The 23,517-nt window shown below is 34.2% G+C and carries 22 protein-coding genes and 1 other annotated feature (1 of these 23 cut by a window edge); of the genes, 18 read left to right on the top strand and 4 right to left on the bottom strand.

All coding sequences use genetic code 11. The annotated features are described in order from the left end of the window. Positions 1 to 40: 40 nt before the first annotated feature. On the top strand, positions 41 to 619 hold the full coding sequence (locus CP352_RS05430; protein ID WP_233186519.1) for an alpha/beta hydrolase: 579 nt from the start codon (positions 41 to 43) through the stop codon (positions 617 to 619). 259 nt (positions 620 to 878) lie between these two features. After that, on the top strand, positions 879 to 2,390 hold the full coding sequence (abc-f, locus tag CP352_RS05425) for a ribosomal protection-like ABC-F family protein (protein WP_089145469.1): 1,512 nt from the start codon (positions 879 to 881) through the stop codon (positions 2,388 to 2,390). Between the two features lie 301 nt (positions 2,391 to 2,691). Here the strand turns inward: abc-f and CP352_RS05420 are convergent, their stop codons facing one another. Further along, positions 2,692 to 3,375 (bottom strand): TMEM175 family protein, encoded by a 684-nt coding sequence (locus tag CP352_RS05420; protein WP_023488558.1) that lies wholly within the window; start codon positions 3,373 to 3,375, stop codon positions 2,692 to 2,694. A gap of 161 nt (positions 3,376 to 3,536) precedes the next feature. On the opposite strand from CP352_RS05420, the gene CP352_RS05415 reads away from it, so the two are divergent. From CP352_RS05415 to CP352_RS05400, 4 genes are all read left to right on the top strand, one after another. Beyond that, positions 3,537 to 3,998 (top strand): low temperature requirement protein A, encoded by a 462-nt coding sequence (locus CP352_RS05415; protein ID WP_013086239.1) that lies wholly within the window; start codon positions 3,537 to 3,539, stop codon positions 3,996 to 3,998. Next, positions 3,985 to 4,608, top strand: coding sequence for an NUDIX hydrolase (locus CP352_RS05410; protein WP_089145468.1), 624 nt, complete (start codon positions 3,985 to 3,987; stop codon positions 4,606 to 4,608). Before CP352_RS05415 ends, CP352_RS05410 begins: the two co-directional genes overlap by 14 nt. Positions 4,609 to 4,983: 375 nt before the next feature. Next, a complete protein-coding gene (brnQ, locus tag CP352_RS05405) occupies positions 4,984 to 6,360 on the top strand; it encodes a branched-chain amino acid transport system II carrier protein (protein ID WP_089145467.1) in 1,377 nt (458 codons plus the stop codon). Between the two features lie 116 nt (positions 6,361 to 6,476). After that, positions 6,477 to 8,216, top strand: a complete 1,740-nt coding sequence (locus tag CP352_RS05400; protein WP_089147317.1) for a plasmid pRiA4b ORF-3 family protein — start codon at positions 6,477 to 6,479, stop codon at positions 8,214 to 8,216. Positions 8,217 to 8,272: 56 nt separating this feature from the next. Here CP352_RS05400 and tpx read toward each other — a convergent pair whose 3' ends face one another. Together tpx and CP352_RS05390 are read right to left on the bottom strand one after the other, a co-directional pair. Next, positions 8,273 to 8,767, bottom strand: coding sequence for a thiol peroxidase (gene tpx, locus CP352_RS05395; protein WP_061204652.1), 495 nt, complete (start codon positions 8,765 to 8,767; stop codon positions 8,273 to 8,275). A gap of 404 nt (positions 8,768 to 9,171) precedes the next feature. Beyond that, positions 9,172 to 9,444: a hypothetical protein gene (locus tag CP352_RS05390; protein WP_023488567.1), complete on the bottom strand. Its 273-nt coding sequence runs from the start codon at positions 9,442 to 9,444 to the stop codon at positions 9,172 to 9,174. A gap of 79 nt (positions 9,445 to 9,523) precedes the next feature. On the opposite strand from CP352_RS05390, the gene CP352_RS05385 reads away from it, so the two are divergent. The 12 genes from CP352_RS05385 (at position 9,524) to CP352_RS05335 (ending at position 22,325) form a co-directional block, all read left to right on the top strand. Beyond that, positions 9,524 to 10,234 carry an MFS transporter gene (locus tag CP352_RS05385; RefSeq protein ID WP_233186912.1) on the top strand — a complete coding sequence of 237 codons (711 nt, stop codon included), beginning with the start codon at positions 9,524 to 9,526 and terminating at the stop codon, positions 10,232 to 10,234. A 93-nt stretch (positions 10,235 to 10,327) separates the two neighbouring features. After that, on the top strand, positions 10,328 to 11,410 hold the full coding sequence (locus CP352_RS05380; RefSeq protein ID WP_089145527.1) for an LLM class flavin-dependent oxidoreductase: 1,083 nt from the start codon (positions 10,328 to 10,330) through the stop codon (positions 11,408 to 11,410). Positions 11,411 to 11,499: 89 nt separating this feature from the next. Further along, complete coding sequence (locus tag CP352_RS05375; protein ID WP_005728861.1) at positions 11,500 to 11,991, top strand: GNAT family N-acetyltransferase; 492 nt, start codon at positions 11,500 to 11,502, stop codon at positions 11,989 to 11,991. Between the two features lies 1 nt (position 11,992). Further along, positions 11,993 to 12,649: an HI_0552 family protein gene (locus CP352_RS05370; protein ID WP_005720285.1), complete on the top strand. Its 657-nt coding sequence runs from the start codon at positions 11,993 to 11,995 to the stop codon at positions 12,647 to 12,649. 85 nt (positions 12,650 to 12,734) lie between these two features. After that, complete coding sequence (locus CP352_RS11465) at positions 12,735 to 12,863, top strand: hypothetical protein (RefSeq protein ID WP_255405193.1); 129 nt, start codon at positions 12,735 to 12,737, stop codon at positions 12,861 to 12,863. Positions 12,864 to 13,088: 225 nt separating this feature from the next. Then, on the top strand, positions 13,089 to 13,328 hold the full coding sequence (locus tag CP352_RS05365) for a hypothetical protein (protein WP_005720287.1): 240 nt from the start codon (positions 13,089 to 13,091) through the stop codon (positions 13,326 to 13,328). Positions 13,329 to 13,549: 221 nt separating this feature from the next. Further along, positions 13,550 to 15,145: an ABC transporter ATP-binding protein gene (locus CP352_RS05360; protein ID WP_089145528.1), complete on the top strand. Its 1,596-nt coding sequence runs from the start codon at positions 13,550 to 13,552 to the stop codon at positions 15,143 to 15,145. Beyond that, the gene (locus CP352_RS05355) at positions 15,142 to 16,725 is read left to right on the top strand and encodes an ABC transporter ATP-binding protein (RefSeq protein ID WP_089145529.1); all 1,584 of its coding nucleotides are present in this window, start codon (positions 15,142 to 15,144) and stop codon (positions 16,723 to 16,725) included. The genes CP352_RS05360 and CP352_RS05355 overlap by 4 nt, the downstream gene beginning before the upstream one ends. Positions 16,726 to 16,854: 129 nt before the next feature. Continuing rightward, positions 16,855 to 18,246: an amino acid permease gene (locus tag CP352_RS05350; RefSeq protein ID WP_005722362.1), complete on the top strand. Its 1,392-nt coding sequence runs from the start codon at positions 16,855 to 16,857 to the stop codon at positions 18,244 to 18,246. Between the two features lie 115 nt (positions 18,247 to 18,361). Then, the gene (locus CP352_RS05345) at positions 18,362 to 19,318 is read left to right on the top strand and encodes a thymidylate synthase (protein ID WP_057726722.1); all 957 of its coding nucleotides are present in this window, start codon (positions 18,362 to 18,364) and stop codon (positions 19,316 to 19,318) included. A 9-nt stretch (positions 19,319 to 19,327) separates the two neighbouring features. Next, positions 19,328 to 19,837, top strand: coding sequence for a dihydrofolate reductase (locus CP352_RS05340; protein ID WP_089143031.1), 510 nt, complete (start codon positions 19,328 to 19,330; stop codon positions 19,835 to 19,837). Positions 19,838 to 19,922: 85 nt separating this feature from the next. Further along, the gene (locus CP352_RS05335) at positions 19,923 to 22,325 is read left to right on the top strand and encodes an HAD-IC family P-type ATPase (protein ID WP_061204656.1); all 2,403 of its coding nucleotides are present in this window, start codon (positions 19,923 to 19,925) and stop codon (positions 22,323 to 22,325) included. A 41-nt stretch (positions 22,326 to 22,366) separates the two neighbouring features. Here the strand turns inward: CP352_RS05335 and CP352_RS05330 are convergent, their stop codons facing one another. Next, positions 22,367 to 23,308, bottom strand: coding sequence for a DNA/RNA non-specific endonuclease (locus CP352_RS05330; RefSeq protein WP_089143030.1), 942 nt, complete (start codon positions 23,306 to 23,308; stop codon positions 22,367 to 22,369). Between the two features lie 135 nt (positions 23,309 to 23,443). Continuing rightward, positions 23,444 to 23,517 (top strand) — a binding site (T-box leader); it runs 166 nt beyond the window's last position.

Raw genomic sequence — 23,517 nt, 5'->3', positions numbered from 1 at the left:
ATGAAAATTGAAGTTAGAAATATTGAAAGAAGAGTGACTTATGGCACGAGTAGTAATTTTAATAGGAAGTCCGCACTATGATGGCGCCTCTCAAAAATTAGCAGATAATTTTGAAAAAGGAATAAAAGAAGCTGGAAATGATGTTTACCGTTATGATGCAGGTTTGCAAGGTGAAGGCCAGCCACATTTTTTGCAATTAGAACATGCACCAGGCATGGAAGTTGGTATTCCAGATAATGATTTGGTAGAAAAAGGAGCAATTCCTATTGGTGGTTTAACTTTTGATGGAATTCCTAATTCAATTAAGCAACCTAACGGGATGAAATTGAATAGTATGGGAAAGCCTAATAAGATGAATTCAACTTATAAGCAAATGACAGGTGTAAGAGAGCTTTATCTGAAAAATCATGTAAAGGTTCTAAATATTGTGGGTGATGTTGGTGATAAGACGGATGGAAGAGTCGATAATATCTCGACTTTGTCACTCCAATACCTAGTTAGTGGAGGTAATAGTTCTTATAGAGTTTTAAAGATAAATGGTAAAAATGCACAACATTCAAAACTGCATGAAAATGCTCAAGTTGATCAAGCATTAATTAAGTTTTTATGGAATAAATAGAGTTACTTAATATATCTATTGTAAAAGAATAAAACAGGTGCTATTATTACAGCATAATATTATTCAATGAAAGAAGGGTTTAGGTTGCGCTTTTAATCTTGTAATTAGCATCATAGTCCAAATAGTAATTTATATTATGGAGAGACTATGTACTTTTAGCAGGATTAAAGCCTAGGCCTTCGATTATTACAATTCATTTTCGTAAGGAGAGAGTCTATGCTTGCTAGAAGTATGGGCTCTTTTTGTGCGAGGTGGTTGGATGAGTAATCTTAAGATTAGTAGGTTATCTTTTGAATATGAAGACAGCAATAGATATATTTTTAAAAATCTTAACCTAGACCTTGATACTGATTGGAAACTAGGTTTGATTGGTCGAAACGGAAGAGGTAAAACTACTTTTTTAAACTTACTGCGAGGTAAGTATTGTGGAACTGGTCAAATTCAAGGTAATGCCAGCTTTTCATATTATCCTGTAAAAATTCAAAATTCTAAAAACATTACTTTTTATGAGTTACAAGATCAGGTTGCCTTTGAACAATGGAAGCTGGAACGAGAGTTAACTCTAATGAATTTAGATCCTGATTTATTATGGCAGCCTTTCAATACCTTGAGTGGTGGTGAGCAAACCAAAATTTTGCTAGCTTTATCATTTACAGATCAAGATTCTTTTCCTCTAATTGATGAACCAACTAATCATCTAGATGAGACAAGTCGTAAACAAGTAGCAGAATATTTAAATGGGCATGATCAAGGATATATTGTAGTCAGTCATGATCGAGATTTTTTGAATCAGGTAACTGATCATATATTAGCGATTGAAAATACAGCGATTCATTTGTATCAAGGAAATTATTCAACATATGAGGTAACTAAAAAAAGGCGAGATGATTTTGATCGTGAGAAAAATAAAAAACTTACAGAGCAAGTAAAAAAACTAAATCAAGAAAAGGTACAATTCCATAATTGGGCAGCTAAAATAGAGGCACGTAAGAAATTAGGAATGAAAACACAGCATATCATCAATCGTCGAACTAGATTAAATAAGGGAGCGATCGGACATCAAGCTGCAAAGATGATGAAGAAGTCGATTAATGCACGCAATCGCATGGATAAAAAGATTGCAGAAAAAGAAGGGATGCTAAAGAACATTGAGGCTGTTCCCTCTCTAACTATGAATTTTCAAGCAGACTATCATCGTGAGATTTTGCAACTTAATGATCTTAGCTTGCAACTAAAAAATAGTAGAGAACTATTTAAAAGCTTGACTTTGTCTTTGAATAATCATGAAATTATTGCTATTGAAGGTAAAAATGGTTCTGGAAAGTCAACATTAATTAAGTATTTACTGGGTATCTCTCAAAATCTAATTGCCAAAGGTAATTATGAGCTAATTGAAAGTTTGAAAATCTCTTATTTACCACAAGAATTTGTAATGTATAGCGGGTCATTAAAAGACTTTGCTAAAAAATATCATTTGTCTTATGAAGCTTTGTTGAGCAATCTTAAGAAAATGGGATTTGCGCGTGCTGATTTTACAACTAGAATTGAAAAAATGAGTATGGGACAACAGAAACGAGTAGCTTTGGCTAAGTCATTGACAGAACCTGCTAATTTATATTTATGGGATGAGCCAGCAAATTATTTAGATGTATTCAATCAAGATCAATTAATTAAGCTTCTTAAGAGTGTGAAGCCAACGATGTTACTAATTGAGCATGATCCTTACTTCATTACATCGGTAGCTGATCAGCAGATTAAATTAACAAATTAACTAGGTATTTCTATAAAATAATCTTATTAGGAAAAGTAAAATTGTAAGATATATTGGTTGGAAAGTCCGATTATCATAGGCAAATAAGCTATAGAGGTGATAAACATGAAAAATGAATTTTGTCACGATGAAATGAAATGTCAGAAAAATTGTCCTTGTGCAGATAAGGATGGCATTTGCCACTGCAAAATGGTAAATAGTAAAGAATGTGTTTGCAAGAGTCATTGTAAGGAACAAGAAAAGTAACAAAAGAGCGCCAGTAGATTTAGTTTAAGTTTACTGGCGCTCTTTTAAATAAAAATCACATAATTTTGTTGCGTTTAACTGGAAAAAGAAATGAAATAACTGGAACTATTAAATAAAGAATCATTGCTAGTTTTGCATTGAATAATGACAGAATGATCAATATTACATTTAAAAATAAAGTAACCGTCATTTTTCTAATAAAGGAGCGGCTAATAATAATTCGCATGATTTGGGAATAGCGCGCAGTATTTTTAGCACCAAAATATTGGATTAGATATTCTAAGATTTTGGCAATTAAAAAAACAATCCCAAAATTGGCTACAGCGAAAGAAGAATTTTCAGCCATAATCCATTTAGTCATGACTGGCAGAAGTGATAAATCCGCTAGAAAAAAGAAGTCTAGAATGGCAATCGCTTTTGAAGGTTTGAAAATATAGTATGAAAAAGATAAATGTAGATCATACCAGAAATCTGCCACAATAAAAAAAGTGATTAAAAAGACAGCAATGTTGCTAATGAATTGCTGATAATGAATTTCATGCAGAGCAGGTTGAATTTCTAAAACAATAATTGTAATAATAATGGCCATCACTCCATCGTTAAAGGCTTGTAGATGTTCACGTAGGCTTTCAGGTTCTTTCTTTTGGGCCTCAGCTAATTCTTTTTTGACATTTTTTAATTTATCTTTTTCTTGGTCTGAGAACTGATTAAAATTGTGTTTTCTGGGATTTCGTGGCATAGTTATTCCTCCGATTAAATTAATGTGATAATCAATAATTACTTTAGCATAATTTTTTACAATCAAGCTAAAAATTGATTCTTACAAATTAATATCATAATTTGCTTTTTGGACAAATATAAAGCATGATAGACAGTAATCAAATATTAGGGGGGATTAGTTTGAAAAAAATAATAGCTAAGCCTGTTGGAATGTTTGAATTATTCTATGATTTAGTTTTCGTATACGCAATTTCTCGAATTACTGCAATGATTCATCATCCTGTTAATGGCAGTATTCCTTTAGTTACTTTTCTTCAATTTTTATTGGTTGTAATTGTAGTAATGCAAATTTGGCTTTATCAAGTTATCTATTTTAACCGATATAGCAAAAACAGATTTTTAGATATTGGCGGTTTAGTTTTAAATATGTATGTAGCAGTTTATCTGGCTAACAATATTAATACTGAATGTCGATTTAGTATTCGTAATCTGTTAACATTGCTACTAATTTTTGCACTAGGAGTAAGTTACTTATGGGTTGTGATAAAATCTAAAATAGGTATTTCAATCTGCCTATTAATTTGGAATTTGTTATTTTTCTTAGAATTTTATATTAAAGGCAATAAAAATGAATTCAGATGATCAATTTATCAAGTGGGCGACAGATTTACAAAGTTTAGCTCAAGCAGGATTGCATTATGGTCATGATGTATTTGATCATGAGCGCTATGAAAAAATCCGTAAAATTGCAGGCGAAATGATGGCAGCTAGGACAGGACTACCTAAAGAACAAATTAAAACACTCTTTTTGGGTGATGAGGGCTATCAAACACCTAAGATTGATACGCGAGCAGCAATTTTTAAGGATAATAAAATTTTGCTTGTCCGTGAAAAAATGACTCAGGAATGGTCATTGCCAGGCGGCTGGAATGATTATGACCAAACTACAGCACAAAATTGTGTTAAAGAGGCATATGAAGAAGCAGGTAGAGTAGTTAGACCCGTCAAAATTATTGCAGTTCAAGATCGTAATCATCATAATAAACCAATTTTGGCCACTAATATTACGAAGATATTTTACCTATGGAAAGAAATTAGTGGAGAATTTAAGCCGAACGATGAAACTGATGCTTGTGATTATTTTGCATTAGATAATTTACCGAAGCTTTCACTTGGGCGAAATACTGAGGAACAAATTACCATGTGTTTTGCGGCAAATAATGATCCTAATTGGCAGACTCAATTTGAATAGAAAATTTGAAAAATAAATAAAAAAGTTGTTGACAACGATTATATTTTGATTAAAATAATTATTAACAAATTTAATAAATCTGAAAACAAAGAGAAAGAAGAGTAATTTAGACTTAATTTACAGCGAGTCTCGTTAGGTGTGAGGAGATAAATCCTAAGTTTAAATGAAAATCACTTTCGAGTTCTATTTCTTAACTTAAAGTAAGAAGTAGTGGGAGCACCCATTATAGTGCCTACGTATCGTCGAGTAATTGACTGTACGTGAAAGGTATTGCTAGCAATAGTGATATAAATAAAGACGCTCAAAGCGTCCCTCAGTTGCAATTTGCAGCTGAGGGTCTTTTTTGTTTATCAGGGATGTTTTGGAGGAGAGAAAATGACAGATCATACATCGAAAAAACTTACATGGAAAAATTATCTCGTTGTTGCTTCCTTGCTGTTTGGATTATTTTTTGGGGCTGGTAACCTAATCTTTCCATTACATTTAGGACAACTAGCTGGAGCAAATTGGGGAACAGCTGCAGTTGGCTTTTTGATCACAGGGGTTTTATTACCATTATTATCTGTATTAGCAGTAGCAATTACTCATGCAAACGGAGTATACGACATCGGTAAGCCGCTGGGTGCCGGATTTGCAGTAGTATTTATGGTTTTAATCCATGCCACAATCGGACCATTGTTTGGTACCCCAAGAACTGCAACCGTTTCTTTCACAGTTGGTATTGCACCATTTATGCCGAAGAATATGCAAAGTTTCGCTTTACTTGTTTTCTCAGCTTTATTCTTTTTAGCTGCTTTTGCTTTTTCTTATCATCAAAATAATATCTTGTCTAACGTTGGTAAGGTATTAAATCCATTATTCTTGGCATTGTTATTCCTAGTGTTTCTTGTAGCTTTTGCTCGTCCGTTGGGTAATCCACAAACTGCAGCAGTAACTGCTGCTTATAAGCATGGAGCATTAGTAAATGGCTTCTTAGAGGGTTATAACACAATGGATGCCTTAGCAGGCTTAGCCTTTGGGGTTACGGTTGTTACAGCTGTTCGTGGCATGGGACAAAAAGATGCTAAAAGTGTTTCAAAAGTTGTTGCTAAATCAGGTGTCTTGGCCGTTTTAGCAATCGGTTTTATCTACTTGCTATTGATCTTAATGGGTGCAATGTCACTCGGACGTTTTGCAGTTTCTGATAACGGTGGGGTAGCCTTTAACCAAATCGTTAACGTTTATGGCGGTGTCTTTGGTCAAGCTTTACTTGCATTCTTATTGACAGTTACCTGTTTGACTACTGCAGTTGGTTTGGTTGCTGCTTTTGCGCAAGACTTTCATAAGCATTTTCCTAAGGTAAGTTACCACGTTTGGTTAGCACTTAGTTGCTTGGCATCATTCTTAGCCGCTAACTTTGGTTTGGATCAAATCATTTCATGGTCAACACCGATGTTAATGTTCTTATATCCTTTATCCATGGTTTTGATCTTGCTATCAGTTTGTTCACCATTGTTTAATAAGGCAGGTGTAGTTTACTTTTTCGTAATCCTATTTACTGTTGTGCCAGCCTTAGGCGATATGGTGGTTGCTTTCCCAAGTGTAGTTAGTCAAAGTTCATTCGGTTTAGCAGTAGCTTCACTTAGAAGTCATTTGCCACTTGCCAGCATGGGTTTATCATGGTTAGTGCCAGCACTGGTAGGTTTAGCAATTGGTTTAGTTGTATATCATGTTAGAAATAAAAAGACAGTACCGGTTTTAGAAAAAGACTAAAATTTGTGTATTTTAGATGAAGGCAGTGATTGCCTTCATTTTTTTGCTTCTGAGATGAATAGTTGTGAATAGACATGATAAAATTAAAATGAAATTATTTTAATAAGGAGAACCACATGCTTCAAGTACGATACGGTACTAACTTAGCACCAGAAATTAAAGAAAATAAGATTGATATTATTAAGAATGAGCCTTTTACTGTTTGGGATGCAGGTGTAATAAATATTCAAAAGCAAAAGTACTATTTATTAGTTGAAAAAGACACTAGTTTTCCAATTTTATTAACTAAACTTGATGCCAAGCTATTTAATGATGTTTTTGCTAATGCGATTAAAAGCTATGACTTTATTTTGTTTAAACAGCAACAAAAATTAGTTTCAGCGGTAAAGTCCAAGCAAATGTCTTTTTACGATACTAAAAGCCAAGCTAATTTAATGCTAGAAAAAATTCGTAAACTTATAGAGGATAATCAAAACGAATATTTAAATTTGATTGATGTTGTAAAAGATGAAAAGAATATGGTAGATAAGCTAACTGTAATGTCAGCGGCTATTTTTGCCTTGGATAGTCAGATTGGACAAAATTTTATTTCTAAGATGATTGATGAGGTTAGTACGTATTTCCCTATTAAGCCGCAAAAACCAAATCGAAGATATAAGTATGTTGACTTAGTGCCAAAATTTGAAGATTTCTCTAATTTTGAAAAATATGAAAATAAACCAGTAAAAGGCAATGAAAAGATTGTTGCTAAAATTAAAGAAAATAATCAGAAACTCATTGATCAATATGCTAAATATGTACCAGCAGGAATAGGATATCTCCAACCTGATCAAATGCTGCCGGATTATCTAAATCATTATTTATTACGTAATAAGATCCATTTAGTTACTAATGATTTAGGAGAAGCGATTTCTTATTTATGGATTATGATATCTAACAATAAACTACATCCGCTAGAAATAGAGCAGATTACAAATACCTTGAAAAATTTCTATGTATTTTTGAGTAGAGTAGGTCTTATTCGTAAAACTGATAGTAAAGAAATAGGGATGAATATTGACTGGGTAACTGAAGAAATTAATTCATACTCCGATCAAAGCCTGGATGATGATTTGATAAACGACATGATAGCGGCAATTGAAGCAAATCCGAAAAAGATTTTGGAACTTGAAGATTTAGATCTGTCTCCTCAGGATTTGTCTAGAATTTTAGAAGGCTTGCGAAAAGATCTTGAGAGTCATGATAAAAAGCAGAAAACACGAAAAAAGGCAATTTTTGAAAATCAAACTCGCAATCGAGCTACCTATGAGATTAGAGTAAAACTAAAGTCTTTTAAACCATCTACTTGGCGTAGATTTATTATTAGTGGCAATACATCCGTGAAAACTTTAGAAGTTGCCATGCTAGATATGTTTAATGCTGATTTTGGACATATGTTTGATTTGCTGAATAAAAAGACGCAGGAACGCTTTGAAAATGTAGAAAGTATCGCTGAAGCGGAAGATTGGGATCCGGCTACAGGCATAGATTATGAAAAAGCGAAGGTCTCATATTTTGAAAAAGGTGATAAGTTATTATTAACTTATGATTATGGCGATAGCTGGGAATTCGAAGTAGATATTAAGAACATCACTACTGATCAAGCAGCTCCTAAGTGTCCAAAGATACTTTCTGGAAAAAGTTATGGAATAATTGATGACATTGGTGGTGTATGGTCTTTGCAAGATTATTACGATACGCCTAAAGATAAAGTAGATCCTGAAATGATTGATTTGTTAATGGGTGGAGAAGCAATTAATTTAGATAATTTTAATAAGGAAGAACTTAATCAAAGAATGGAACAATATAAGAACTAAAGAAAAAAAGATTACCTTAGCATATGTGTATATACTGAGGCAATCTTTTTTAAATTTTACAGCAACTTTTTTAATTCATTTACAGCAGTATTATAATCGGGCTCATGAGTAATTTCATCAACAATTTCACGATAAACGATTTTACCGTTAGGCTCAAGAATCCAAACACTGCGTGCTAATATTCCAGATGCTGGTATTAGTAAGCCAGTTGCTTTACCAAAAGATAATTTTTCATCAGACATTAATTGCATATTTTTAACACCTTCAGCCGCACACCAATTTTGTTGGTCTTTGATGGTATTAGTTGAAATAGTTAAAAAGTTAACGTCAGGAAACCGATCCATTGTTTTGTTAAAAGTCTTAGTTTGAATACTGCAAACGGAAGTGTTGATGTCTGGCACAACGCTGATTAAAGTATTTTTACCTAACAAATTATCTTTAGTAACTTCTTGCTTATTTTTGTCTAAAACTGTAAAGTTAGGCATTTCATCGCCAACCTTAGGTGGTGTGCCAATTAATTCAACTTCTTTTCCTTTAAAAGTAACTTTCATGAAATTCCTCCTTTTATTATCTTTTAACTTAAATATAGCAAACTTAGTTCAGTAACTTAAATATTTAGCTTACAGATATTAATTTTTAGGATTTTAAATTTTACTTTTGAATTTTAGCATCTTGTATTTTGAATTTAACCACTTATTTAAATAGTGAATTCGGAAAGGAAGACTTTTTATGTTAATTAGAACTTTTAGCTTATTCTCAATAATGATGTTGTTAAATAATTGGTCTATCAATATTTGGACATTGTTTATTTTTATTCTTTCATACGTTGTTATTTGGATAACAATCAAGTTAACACAAAATCGCCAAATTAAGAAACGTAATAGCTAATTAATAATCTTTATTCATTCGCTTTATGCATAGCTAACTATTACCAATAAATATTTTTTTATAATAGTTATTTTGATTTACGATTTTTATTTTTTAAATCATTTAACGAAATACTATTTTGGCTTGCAATGAGAGCATTATTTTTGCGAAAGAGAATTGCAAAAGATTCATTAGTAATTTGCGTCTCAATTGCAGAACCTTGAATTTGAGTAAAGAAGTCGCTATTGATAACTATTGCATCTAATTTTCCCTCATTAAATAGATTAACTAGTTCTATACTGTTAGAACTGATCTTTAATCTTTTAAATTGATTAAAATTTTCAGCAAAAATATCGGGCATCAGATAGGCACTTATATTATCAAATACCCCGACTCGTAAGGTGGTTATAGTTGGCTTCAGTAACTTAGGAACAGGACAATTGGGTGCAACTGCTATTCCAATTTTGATTGCTTTATTAGCTTTAGCTCTGTTAATTTGGAGATCTAATCGAATTAAAGTACCAATTTTGGATCTAAAATTATTTAAAAATCATAGTTTTACAGGTCATATTATTGGTTTTTTCTGCATTCAACTAATTTCTTTGGGTAATGCATTTTTATTGCCAAATTTCATTCAATTGGTTAATCATAATACTGCTTTTTTAGCAGGCTTGATTGTTTTGCCAGCAGGAGTTGCTGGTGCAATCATGGGTCCAATTGGTGGTCGGTTGCTAGATAATTATGGTGCACGCAAACCTGTTTTATTTGGTGTAAGTTTGATGTTGCTTGAAACATTGTTTTTTGCAGTATTACCTAATCAGATGAATAATATTTTTATATTGATAGTTTATATCATTTACATGGCAGGAATGGGAATGATATTGGGAGATGTTATGACTGATACTTTGGCAGTGATTGATGAGAGTGAAACTACTCAAGGCAACGCTATTCTAAATACTGCTCAACAATTTGCCGGTGCTGTCGGAACTTCAATTACTTCAGCAATCGTTGCTTCTAGTCAAAAAGGTACTAAGTCAGCTGATTTAACCAGAATCGGAACACAGCATGCATATATTTTTCTTTTATGTTTAGTTATTTTAATCATGGCTTTATTTATCAAATATGTTGGTAGAAGAACTGCAACTAAGTAAAGGATCACATATTCAAGATATTGCTTTTTCAAAAATTATCTGCTATTATTTTACTTACAAAAAGTAAGTAAAATAATTTAGGAGTTGATAAAAATGAATATTGAATTAGGTATCTCATCATTTGGTGAAACTACACCATTAGAAACAACAGGAAAAGCAATTAGTCATGATCAAAGAATCAGAGACTTATTAGAAGAAATCATTCTTGCAGACAAATTGAATATTGATGCATTTGCAATCGGTGAACACCATCGCAAAGATTTTGCTGTCTCGGCACCGGAAATCATTTTAGCAGCTGCTGCTTCGAAAACTAAGCAAATCCATCTTTCAAGTGCTACTACAAATCTACCAACAATTAATCCAATTAGAGTTTATGAACAATATGCAACAATGGATGCAATCGCACCAGGAAGAGTTGAAATCATGGCAGGACGTGGATCATTTACTGAGGCATTTGATCTATTCGGTTATGATTTAGAAAATTACGATGAACTTTTTATTGAAAAACTAGAAATGCTACTCAAAATGAACAAAGAAGAAATTCTCGATTGGCCAAAAGGAAAGTTTACACCTAGAGTTGATCATAAAGGAATTTATCCGCGCACTAAAAAGCCAATCCCTATTTCTGTAGCTACAGGCGGAAGCATAGAATCGACTATTCGAACTGCAGAGTTAGGTTTGCCAATCGTTTATGCGATAATTGGCGGTAATCCTTTGCACTTTAAACCACTAATTAAGTTGTACAGAAGAGTTGCAGAAAAAGTTGGCAATGATTTAATGAAGATGCCAATTGCTGCACACTCTTGGGGCTGGTTAAATCATGATAAAGACAAAGCAATTAAGGATTACTTCTATCCTACCAAATTGTTAGTTGATCAAATTAGTACGGAAAGACCGCAATGGACAGGGATGACATATGAACAATATCTTGAATCGATCGGAGAAAATGGTGCAATTTTTGTTGGCGATAGCGAGACAGTTGCAAATAAGATCATCAAAGTCATGGAAGAACTTGGGTTAACTCGCTTCTATCTTCATTTGCCAATTGCTTCAATGCCGCATGAAGATGTGATGAATGCCATTAGAATTTATGGCGAAGAAGTAGTGCCGAAGGTGAAGACGTATTTTCAAAAAAAGACTGAGCAAGATCGTCTTAAATTAAAGTGGAAGAATTAAATAGAGAGTAATAATATAGGGTTCAAGAGTCTAAATGACTTTTGAACCCTTTTTCACTTTTAGAGATAAACCTAAGGAGGATGCTTATTATGATCATTCGCACCGTAACAATGGATGATTTAAATGAAGTAGTAGAACTGGAATCTGACGCATTTAAGATGACTAAAAAGCAAACTGAACAAGATATGATTGGTAGAATTGAGAATTATCCTGATACTTTTTTAGTTGCACAAGAAGATGGAAAAGTGATTGGTCATATTTTTGGTCCTGCTTTTAATAAACGCTATATTGAAGATGAATTATATTTTGAAAATCATCCTAATCAAAAAGATGATCGCTATCAAATGGTCTTGAGTTTAGCGGTCTTGCCTGAATACCGCAAACAAGGCGTAGCGACAAAATTAATTGAAGCAATAGCGCAAGAGGGCAGAAAGCAAAATCGTCAAGCTATATCTTTAACTTGTTTACCGAAATTGATTAAATTTTATGAAAAACGTGGTTTTTATAATGAAGGCGAGACCAATGATGATATTCCAGATCCAACTGGTGTTACTAGCGTAAATATGGTAAGGGCTTTGTAAAATGACGCAATTAACTGAAGAAATGTATGCAATTTTTGATCGGGATGAATTTTCTTTTAAAAAATTGAAATCGCAATATTCTGAAGATGAATTAGCGCAAATAAAAACAGATTTTAAAGAAATTTGGCAGACCTGGAAAGAAATAAACTTAAATGTTTATCAAAAATTACCACAAGATAAATTTGCTAAAGTTCATGTTGAAAGTTGGACCAATGGTTGGAACTTACGCGATCATTACTGGGCAGCTTATCGTTTGAATGCTTTAGCCGATAAAAGTCCATGCATCGGCGTGATGCTGGATAATAAGCAGCTGCAGGTTTATCTTATGTTTCAGCATTATAAGAGTGAAAAGCGCGGCGATAATCCTGAACAATACAATAAATTATTAACTGATCTTCCTGATTGGGCAAAAGGGCGGACAACTAATAATTGGTACTTATGGGATAAAAACGAAATGGAGTTTGCTGATCATTTATCCTTAAATGAGTATTTAACAGATGCTGAAAAACAGACTTCATTTAATAAGGAAGCAACTCAATCCAGTTTCCTATTAGGAAAATTTGCTTTTAGAAAGCAAGATCAAGTTGCAGATATGGAAAACTTCATCTTAGATGGTATTGGGCAGCTATTGCCGTTATATCGAAAGTTAGCAAATTAAAATACGTTAAAATTGTATTTTAAAGTGTTCATGCTACATAATAAAAGTAAATACTGCTGTTATTGTTTAATTGAAGGGATAACAAATGAATATTTATTCAATTATTGGCATGATCATTTTAGGTTTAGTTACCGGCACAGTAACTAGTATGATTGTTGCCTTAATTTTTGTATTCTTAGGAATTGCCATGTTTGTTGTGCATTTAATTAAGTGAAATCTATATGTAAAAGTAATAATGCAAAATAACAAATTGATATTTTTTGAATAAGTATTGCTGTGCTATATTGAAGGTGTTACTGCTCCATCATTGGTGCAATTGATTATAATCCTTCTGCAGGTACAGTTCTCCTTGATAAAAAATAAAACTAAATTCATCAACGTTATCTAATAATGATATAATGTCTGTGTTGGATTTTTTAGAAAAGAGATAAAAACAAAAATGAATACAATCGCATTTAACCAACAATTATCAGATAAGTTGAACGAAGAACTTAATCCAGAATTGTTCTCTACCCCAGGTAAGGGTGAGATTACAGTTGTTGCTAATGAAAAGAAAGACTTACGTGAGTACCGTATTATTACTAAGGATAATAAAGTAGTCGATGTAGTCGATGCATATGATGCAGATCATGATGCAGCTTATCAAAAGATGATGGATTTCTTGAAGAATTACCGTTAATAATTGAATTAAACTAATGGGCTAGAAGCTTGATAATGAGTTTCTAGTCTATTTTTTTGCCAATTTTTCCTAATGAATTAGCTAGATATAGTAATAATTTTGCCGTTCAAGTTATTTTTTTAACCACTTAGTAAAAAGTGATTGAATATTAAAAAAATAGCAGTAATATTAAGCATAAATAAGATATTTTTAATATTTTAATTTGCTTGGAGATGAGACAAATGAGTATTAAAGGGATTTTTAAGGTCAATAAAGCTAAATTCATTTTAATTTTTCTAATGGTTATCATTGGTACGACCGTTGATGCTGCTTCGCAATATTTGATGACCCCGGCCTTTAACCAGCTAAAGAAAATGAATTTATTTGGCTTTATTATTTTTATTTGTTTGGCTATTGGCTGTGATCTAGTTAGATTAGCCTTGATTACTAGTTCAGATTACTTATACGGAAAGCAATCACAATCTTATTTGCATCAAATTCGTGTAAAAATTAGTCGCTACTTTTTTAAAAATGAAATTGCCCAAACTGCTAAAGTGCAAAATGAATTGGTTGCCAATCTTGATCAGCTAACACAGAATTATTTAAAACCAATCAAAAATGGTTTTATGTACTTGTTGTCTGTGCTTTTCTCAATTGGAATTTTGTTTTCATTTAACTGGCTTTTAGTAGTAATGACGGTGATTTTAACTGCAATTTCATTATTTTTGCCTAAAACTTTTGAAAAAATGACTTCATCGGCCACAATAAAGGTTACTAAAAAAAATGAAAAGTTCTTAAACACTTTAGCCAAGTGGATGAGTGGCCTGGATGAATTACGAAGATATGCCAGTTTTAATATATTTAGTGAATCAGTTAACCAAAGCGCAGACGAATATAAAAAAGCAGCTGTTCATCAAGGAGCAACTATTGCTATTGCAGATATGATCACCTTTGTAGTTAATATTGTGGGACAAATGGTCTTGATGGTTTTATGTGCTTACTTATATTTGCAAGGACAAATTGTTTTTGGTGCGGTAATTACTACTATTCAATTTAGTTCAACTGTAATGAATGGTGTTTCAGCATTTGTAACGGAATGGAATTTAATTAAATCTACCAAGGATTTGAATAAGGAAATTACTAATCTTCAAGCTCCAGTAAAAATAGCTCCAGATCAGCATCAAGTTAAGAAGATTAACAGGCTAGAAGTAAAAGATCTGGCCTTACAATTCAAAAATGGTGAGTATTTATCTTACCCAGATTTTACAGTTAAGCAAGGTGAAAAAATCTTGCTTACTGGTGATAGTGGAACTGGCAAGTCAACTTTATTTAAATTAATTTTAGGTAAATTAACGCCCAGCCAAGGTGAGATCAATTTTTTTGATCATAATGGTCAAAAATTAAATTTTGATCTTGATGAATTAGGCTATATTGCTCAAGATAATACCTTGTTTCCTGACACAATTGCCAATAATGTCACGATGTTTAATAGTGCTTTAAATAATCAAATTTCAGGTGTATTAGATCAAGTAGGTTTTACCAAGGATTTGGATAAGATGTCTGCTGGACTTAATAGTCAAATTGATTTGGATAAAGGAAATTTATCTGGAGGACAAAGGCAGAAGCTTGTGTTAGCCAGAGCTTTGATTCATCAATCACCTTGGCTATTGATCGATGAAGGGACTAGTGCAATTGACAGTGCTGGGACGAAGCAAGTATTACAAAATTTATTAAATACTCCAAGTACTGTAATTATGATTGCGCACAATTATTCTACAGAATTAGTTTCAATGTTTGATCGACAAATTAAATTGACTAATCGAGGTGACGCTGATTGAGTTTCAAAGGCTTTATTAAAACTAATTATTTAAGATTTATTTACATTAATATTTTATCAGTTATTTCAGGTGTCGCTGCTATTGGTGCAGGCTACATTCAAATGTACTGGCTGACTTATATCAAAGATCGTGCTTGGGTGAAGATTTTACTTGCGACGGCTTTAATGGGGATTTTATGTTTAGCTGCCCAAGGGATGATCTATTATATCCAATTTGTAATTCGAGTGCAGGAAGAAGAATATAATAAAAAGGTGCGCGCTCGTTTGGCTACACATTACTTTAGAGATGGTCAAAATCATCAAGTACCGGCCGTGCAAAATCGGCTGACTAATGATTTAGAAATGATTAGAAAAAATTATTTTGATTGGTATCCAATTGTGCCGTTCTATGGCTCAATGTTTGTTGCGGCATTGGTGGCTCTACTTACAATTAATTGGTCAATCTTTTTGACTAGTGTAGTGATTGATATTGTTTCTTACTTTGTACCTAAATTAGTACAAAAGAAAATGGAACAAGCAACTAATAATGTTTCTGAGCAAAATAAGCATTATCTAGATGTTTTAGCTAAATGGTTCTCTGGCTTAGAAGAATTAAGAAGATATTTTGCTGGTGCTAAGTTATTTCAGGTAGGTGAAAAAACTTCAAGTAAAGTAGAACAGGCTCATGTTAAACAAACGGCTGCTCAACAGCAATTAATTATTTTGAATGGGATCTGTAACATGGTAGGACAAATAATCCTGTTGTCTTTGACGGCTTTTTTGATCACTAAGAATTTAGTGATTTTTGGTGCAATTATGTCTGTCCAAAACTTTGCAGCTAATATTTCGATCGGCTTACAACAAACAATTCAGGCATTAAGTTTTATGAAATCGTCACAGGATTTAATGAAACAAGTTGATGGTGATGCTACTGTGATTGAAAAAGTTAAAGCTGGCCAAGAAGAGACACCAGTAGCATTTTCAACAAAAGATTTGGCTTTGCAGTATCCTAATGGTGAAAAGCTTACTTTTCCTGATATTGCAGTTAAACCTGGCGAGAAAATCTTATTAACAGGAGATTCAGGCGCAGGTAAGTCTACTTTATTTAAATTGATTTTGGGTGAACTTAAACCTAGCACAGGCAAAATTGAATTTCAAAATAGTCAAGGTTTGACAATTAAGCCTAATATGTCAAGAATAGGCTATATTCCACAAGAGCCGAACCTATTTCCGGGTACAATTAAAGAAAACATTACAATGTTCAACAAGCAACTTAATAATCAAGTAGCTCAAGTGCTTGATGAAGTTAATTTTGCGGCCGATATTAAAAAGTTTAAAGCAGGTGTCGATGAAAAAATTGACTTGGATAATTTGAATATTTCCGGAGGACAACGTCAAAAAATCGTCTTAGCAAGAGCTAAGATTCATGACAGTGACATTATTTTGATTGATGAAGGAACTAGTGCAATTGATCAGACGGCGACTATGAATATTTTGCAAAAGCTATTAAAAAGCAAGGCAACAATTGTCTTTATTGCCCATAATTTTAATAAAAAGATGCAGCAAATGTTTGATCGTGAAATTCATTTAATAAAGGAATAAAAAATCAATTAGAGAAAAGACTCCAAAATATTAATATTTTTAATTTGAACCTTGACAAAATGGTGATTTAACCAGTAAATTAATTGCGGGTTATTAATTAGGATAGATTAATTATTGGAGTTGTGAAAATTGAATAAAAAATCTAAAGCTCCTCAACTCAAACGAACAATGACAGCAGGCCAAATGGAGATGATCTCTCTTGGCGGTGCTATTGGTGTTGGTTTGTTTATGGGGTCAACCTCGACTATTAAATGGACCGGTCCGTCAGTATTATTAGCCTACATGTTTGTAGGGTTGATTTTATATATTGTAATGCGGGCATTAGGTGAGATGCTTTATATCAATCCAGGGACAGGTTCATTTGCTGATTATGCAACAGAATATGTACATCCCTTAGCCGGCTATTTAGCGATGTGGGCCAATGTCTTTGAATATATTGTAGTAGGAATGTCCGAAGTAGTCGCGGCAACTGAATATCTGAAGTATTGGTGGCCAAATATTTCAGCATTGTGGTCGGGCATAATTATTATTGCCTTTCTGCTTTTGGCCAACTTAGCTAGTGCTAAAGCCTATGCTTCATTAGAATTTTGGTTTGCCATGATCAAAGTAGTAACAATTATTCTAATGATTATTTTAGGCTTTATTGTTATTTTCTTTGGCGTTGGTAATGGGGGACATCCAACTGGCTTTAGCAATTTATGGTCTCACGGTGGTTTCTTTACTGGTGGAATAAAAGGATTTTTCTTTTCAATGTCAATCATTGTTGGTTCATATGAAGGAATCGAGTTATTAGGTATTTCTGCTGGAGAAGTAGCTAATCCACAAGAGGCAATCGTTAAAAGTGTTAAGTCAGTTTTGTTTAGAATTCTAATTTTCTATGTCGGAGCAATTTTTGTCATTGTAACGATTTATCCTTGGGATAAATTAGACAGCCTAGGTTCACCATTTGTAACGACTTTCGCTAAAGTAGGGATTACTGCGGCTGCTTCAATAATTAACTTCGTTGTTTTAACAGCGGCTCTTTCTGGAGCTAATTCAGGAATTTATTCTTCAAGTAGAATGCTGTTTAAACTGTCACATGATCATGAAGCTCCTGGTATTTTTAAGCATATTTCTAAGCGAATTGTACCCGATCGGGCCATTATGGGCATTTCTGGTGGTATTTTTATTGGTTTTGTTTTGAATGTAATTGCTTCGCAATTCAATCATTCAGCCAGTGACTTATTCGTGATTGTCTTTAGTTCCTCTGTTTTACCAGGGATGATCCCGTGGTTTGTGATTTTGCTGGCTGAATTAAGATTTAGACGACATAACAAAGGTGCAATGCAAGATCATCCATTCAAGTTGCCTTTGTATCCATTCTCGAATTATTTTGCCTTTGCAATGTTAATACTGATTGTGATTTTTATGTTTATCAATCCTGATACAAGAATTTCAGTTATCGCTGGGGCACTAGTCTTGATTGTGGCAACAATTGTCTACTTAGTCAGACATAAAAGTGAATTTAAGAAAAATAATTAAGGTGATTATTCACCTTTTTATTTTTTGTATGAAATACTAAATCTATGGTTTTTCATTATCCAACATACAAGATCTATGGTATGTTAGAAGAAATGTTTTTTGAAAGGTGAAGATAATGGCAATTCTTGAACAACCATATTTGGATTTGTTAGAAAAAATTATGACTGAAGGACATGACAAGGATGATCGAACTGGTACTGGAACTAGATCATATTTTGGTGCCCAAATGCGTTTTGATTTGACACAGGGCTTTCCACTTTTAACGACTAAAAAGGTGCCATTTGGTTTGATTAAAAGTGAATTGTTGTGGTTCTTGCGTGGCGATACCAATATTCGCTTTTTGCTAGAGCATAACAATCATATTTGGGATGAATGGGCCTTCAAAAATTGGGTTCAAAGTCCTGAATATCAGGGTCCTGACATGACTAATTTTGGTTTGCGTAGTCAAAGTGATCCAGAATTTAATCAAGTTTATCAAGCAGAAATGAAGAAATTTGATCAGCGCATTCTTGATGATCCTGCTTTTGCCCAGAAATATGGCAACTTAGGTGATGTCTATGGGGCACAATGGCGTCATTGGGAAAAGCGGACAGGCGGTTTTATCGATCAAATTGCTGACGTGATTAAGCAAATTAAGGAAACGCCAGATTCTCGTAGAATGATTGTCACGGCCTGGAATCCGGAAGATGTGCCAACTAGTGCTTTGCCACCATGCCATGTCATGTTCCAATTTTATGTAGTCGATGGCAAAATTAGCGTGCAGCTTTATCAAAGAAGTGGTGATATGTTTTTAGGCGTTCCATTTAATATTGCTTCATATTCGCTGCTCTTGAACATGATTGCGCGTGAAACCGGCTTAAAAGTGGGTGAATTTGTACATACTTTAGGGGATGCACATATTTATCGCAACCACTTTAGCCAAGTAAAGGAATTGCTGAGTCGGATGCCATATGATTCACCTGAATTGTGGCTTAATCCTGAAAAAAAGCACATTGAAGACTTTGAAATGAAAGATATCAAAGTGCTGAATTATCAGCACCATGGCACGATCAAGGCACCGGTTGCAGTTTAGGAGGTCTCAATGTTAAGTTTTGTTTGGGCTGAAGATCAGCAGCATGGTATTGGCATCGATGGCCATTTGCCTTGGCATCTGCCGGCTGACTTGAAGCATTTTAAGGAAAAGACCATAGGTCATCCGATCATCATGGGGCGAAAAACCTTTGCGAGTTTGCCTCACTTGTTACCAGAGAGAAAACATATTGTTTTAACTCATCGTCAAGAATTAAAGCAAAAATATGCGGGTAATGAGCAAGTGAAGATTGTGTCCACATTAGCTGAATTAAATGAATATCTTCGTCAACATCAGACTGAAGAAATCTGTGCAATTGGTGGAGTTTCAATCTTTAGGGCGTTACTTGATCAAGTTGATCTTTTAGAAAAAACAGAGATCAAAGCTAATTTTAAAACTGATACAGTGATGCCAGCGATTAACTATGATGATTTTGAATTAGTTAATCGCGAAGAGCATCATCATGATGAAAAGAACAAGTATGACTATACTTTTTTAACTTATCATAGAAAAAATAAATAATTGTTAAAAAGTCTCGCAGAGTTGCGTGGCTTTTTTATTTTTCGCTATAATGGATGAAAGTATTTTCAGTATAGGACAGAAAATTATGACAGATAAACAAATAACGGGATTAACTCAAGCTGAAGTTGATCAAAGAATTCAAAATGGACAGGTTAATCAAGCCATTGATGACCAGTCCAAAACAGCTACTCAAATAATTCGAGAAAATGTCTTTACTTATTTTAACTTGATTTTTGCTATTTTGGCTGTGCTATTGGTGTTTGTTGGTGCCTGGAACGATCTGACTTTTTTACCAGTGATTGTTTTAAACACGATTATCGGTATTGTGCAGGAGCTTCGTGCTAAAAAAGTTTTAAGCAAGTTAAACGTGATGAATGCGACGGAAATTATCGCGGTGCGTGATGGGCAAGAAGAAAAAATTCCCATCGAAAAATTGGTTCAAGATGATGTCATTCTTTTACAAACTGGTGACCAGATTCCAGCTGATGCGCGGGTAATCTCAGGTGAGCTGCGGGTTAATGAAGCCTTGTTGACAGGTGAATCTGATGAAATCACTAAGACTAAAGACGCAGAATTAATGTCAGGTTCTTTTGTAGTTTCTGGTAAGGCTTATGCCGTCTTAGAAAAAGTGGGTAAAGACTCATATATTTCTAAATTAACGATCAAAGCAAAGGCAATGGGCAGTGTTGAACAATCTGAAATGGTGCGTTCAATCAATCGTCTGGTTAAATGGGTCGGCATCATCATTATTCCGGTGGGAATTGCCCTATTTAGTCAGAGTTTCTTTTTGAATAATATTGGACTCAAGCGTAGTATCACTTCCATGGAAGCTGCTTTAATTGGGATGATTCCAGAAGGGCTATATTTATTGACTACGATTGCCTTAGCTCTAGCTGCTATGCGATTAGCGCGACAAGAAGTAATGCTGCACGATATGAAGAGTGTTGAAACTTTAGCCCGAGTAAATGTCCTTTGTGTAGATAAAACGGGAACAATTACCGAACCGAAGATGGCCGTAGAAAAAGCTGTTAGTAGCAAGAATTTTACTGGTGATTTAAGTAGCATCATTGCGGATTTTGCTAAAAACATGCCAGCTGATAACGCGACGATGAAGGCGATTCAAGCCTATTTTAAAGATGGAACCAAAACGGCGGATAGCGTTTTGCCTTTTACCTCAGTCAATAAATATTCTGGTGTAATTTTTGGCAATCAGACAACTTTAATTGGTGCGCCTGAAATGGTTTTGCGTGATCAATTTGCGCAATATCAAACTGAATTTGAAAAATATGCGGCAGAAGGCTACCGGGTGTTGATTGCGGCTAATTATCCTGGCGTATTAACTGAAGATAATTCCGCCTTAAAGGAAAATGTACAAGTTCTCGGTTATATTTTATTGTCGAATCCAATTCGTAAAGAAGCCAAGTCAACTTTTCAATATTTTAACCAGCAAGGTGTTGATATCAAGGTTATTTCTGGGGATAATCCTGTAACCGTTGCTCGAGTAGCTAAGCAAGCTGGAATTAATGGGGCAGATAAGTATATCGATGCGCAAACTATTAAAGATGGTGAATATGAGCAGGCCGTGCAAAACTATAATGTCTTTGGCCGGGTTAAGCCTGATCAAAAGCGAAAGTTTGTCGTTGCTTTGCAAAATCAAGGTAATACCGTAGCCATGACTGGTGACGGAGTTAACGATATTTTAGCGATGAAAAAGGCGGATTGCTCAATCGCTATGGCTTCTGGTAATAGTGCTGCAGTGCAAGCTTCACAAGTGGTTTTGCTCGATTCTAATTTTGCTAAAATGCCGTTAGTGGTGAACCAAGGCAGGCAAGTAGTTAATAACATTCAACGTTCAGCCAGCTTGTTCTTGGTGAAAAACATTTTTTCATTCTTGATGGCCATCTTCTCTTTGATTATGACAATCAATTATCCGCTGCAGCCAGCCCAGATCACATTGATCTCTGCATTTACAATTGGCTTGCCGTCGTTTTTATTGGCCTTAGAAAGCAATCACAAGCGAATTCGTGGAAAGTTTATGCCAAATGTTTTAGCTCGGGCAATTCCAGGGGGCTTAACAGATTGGCTGGCAGTTGCAATTTTAGTCATTGCAGGGGCCTCTATCTCACTTGATCATGGTCAGGTAGGCACGACAGCGACTATGTTGCTAGTCTTAGTTGGTTTTATGGTGATGTATCATATTTCGGCACCAATAAACAAATTTAGACTTGCTGTTATGGGCTTATCAGTTATCTGTATTATTGGCTCAACTATCTTTTTCCCAAGATTGTTCTCATTGACAATGCTTAATAACAAATCATTATTTATTTTGGCGGTCTTATTCTGTGCGGCAGTGACTATCTTTAGATGGTTATCTAAAATTTTGGATGGAATCGCCGAAGTGTTGGTTGTCTTTGATCAAAAAGGAAAGAACATGACTTTTGTGGAATTCAAGGAAGCATATGATCGTGGCAAAAATAATGTGAAATAAGAAGATAATGAAAAAGCCAGAGTTTTGCTCTGACTTTTTTACTACCTTAATGATTTTCGATATCCAGCAGCTTGTGCGGCAGCTTCACTGTTGAAGTAAACTGCATTAGCTGATGACATATGATAATTTTGCCCATTCATTACATGGTAGATCTTACTGCGACGATTGCCAACGACTCGGTGTTCTGCAGTGGATACAGTACCTTTGATATGGCGAATGGTTCGTTTCTTGGTTACTCGAGAAGTGGATCGTTTTCTAGATTTTACATGTTCAGCAATAGTACTAGACCCATGTTTAACCTTAGAAGTACCGGTCTTGTAATTAAGCAACATACCAGGTTGCTCATTAAAAATGTAGACATTAAAGCGAGGCCCGTTTTTGCTAGTTGCTTCGGCTTCCATTTCAACGCCGTTAGCCAATAGGTCATTCCCTTTAAATATTGGAGTAACCCGATAGCGGACATAGTTTTTGCTCGAACTACGTAAATATTCAGCAACCTCATTTTCATATTTAAGCATATCCGGATCATTTAATTCACGCGTACCGGTAATCAAATTGCGTGGATTGTTGTTTTGACCAGTCAACTGATAGCCGATTAGATGGCACCGATTATACAACCAACCACTAGCGATTCGTTTATTATGCCAGCCGGTCGGATTCCAAGTTAAAGCCGCACGCTGACTATGTGGCATTAATCTTTTATTTAGTAAAGCATTAGCAGCATGAGCTCGGTTCAAATAATCTAATTGGCTATATTTTTGCCATGGACCTTTTTTCTTGCTCAATGTACTCTTAGAAAACTGCGGCTGATCATGATCAACGGTCACAATTTCTTTGTTGTGGTATTTCAAATTGACTAATGCTTTATCTGAAACAGCATAGACGGTTTGATTGTTGCATGGGACATTAGTATTAGCAAAAGAAATGAATCCAATTGCTGCAGCTAATGAGAGAGCAAAACTTCGAAAGCGATTTTTCTTCATTTTTTCTCCTTAGCAAAAATAAATTATTTAACTATATCCTAATTATACAATGAAATCGCTTTTATCTAATAAAAATTAAAAAAGATGTTGACTAGATTAAAATAAGATGATAACTTATTTATAACAAATCAAGAAAACAACATCTTGAAGGACTGAGTAACTAGAACTTCTATTGATAAAGAGAGCCAGCGTGGTGGTGAAAGTTGGCA

The sequence above is a fragment of the Lactobacillus sp. UMNPBX1 genome (genome assembly GCF_002554085.1).
GTDB classification, from domain to species: domain Bacteria; phylum Bacillota; class Bacilli; order Lactobacillales; family Lactobacillaceae; genus Lactobacillus; species Lactobacillus crispatus.
The sequence above is the reverse complement of the archived record's forward strand: the minus strand, read 5'-3'. Positions and strand labels throughout refer to the sequence as shown.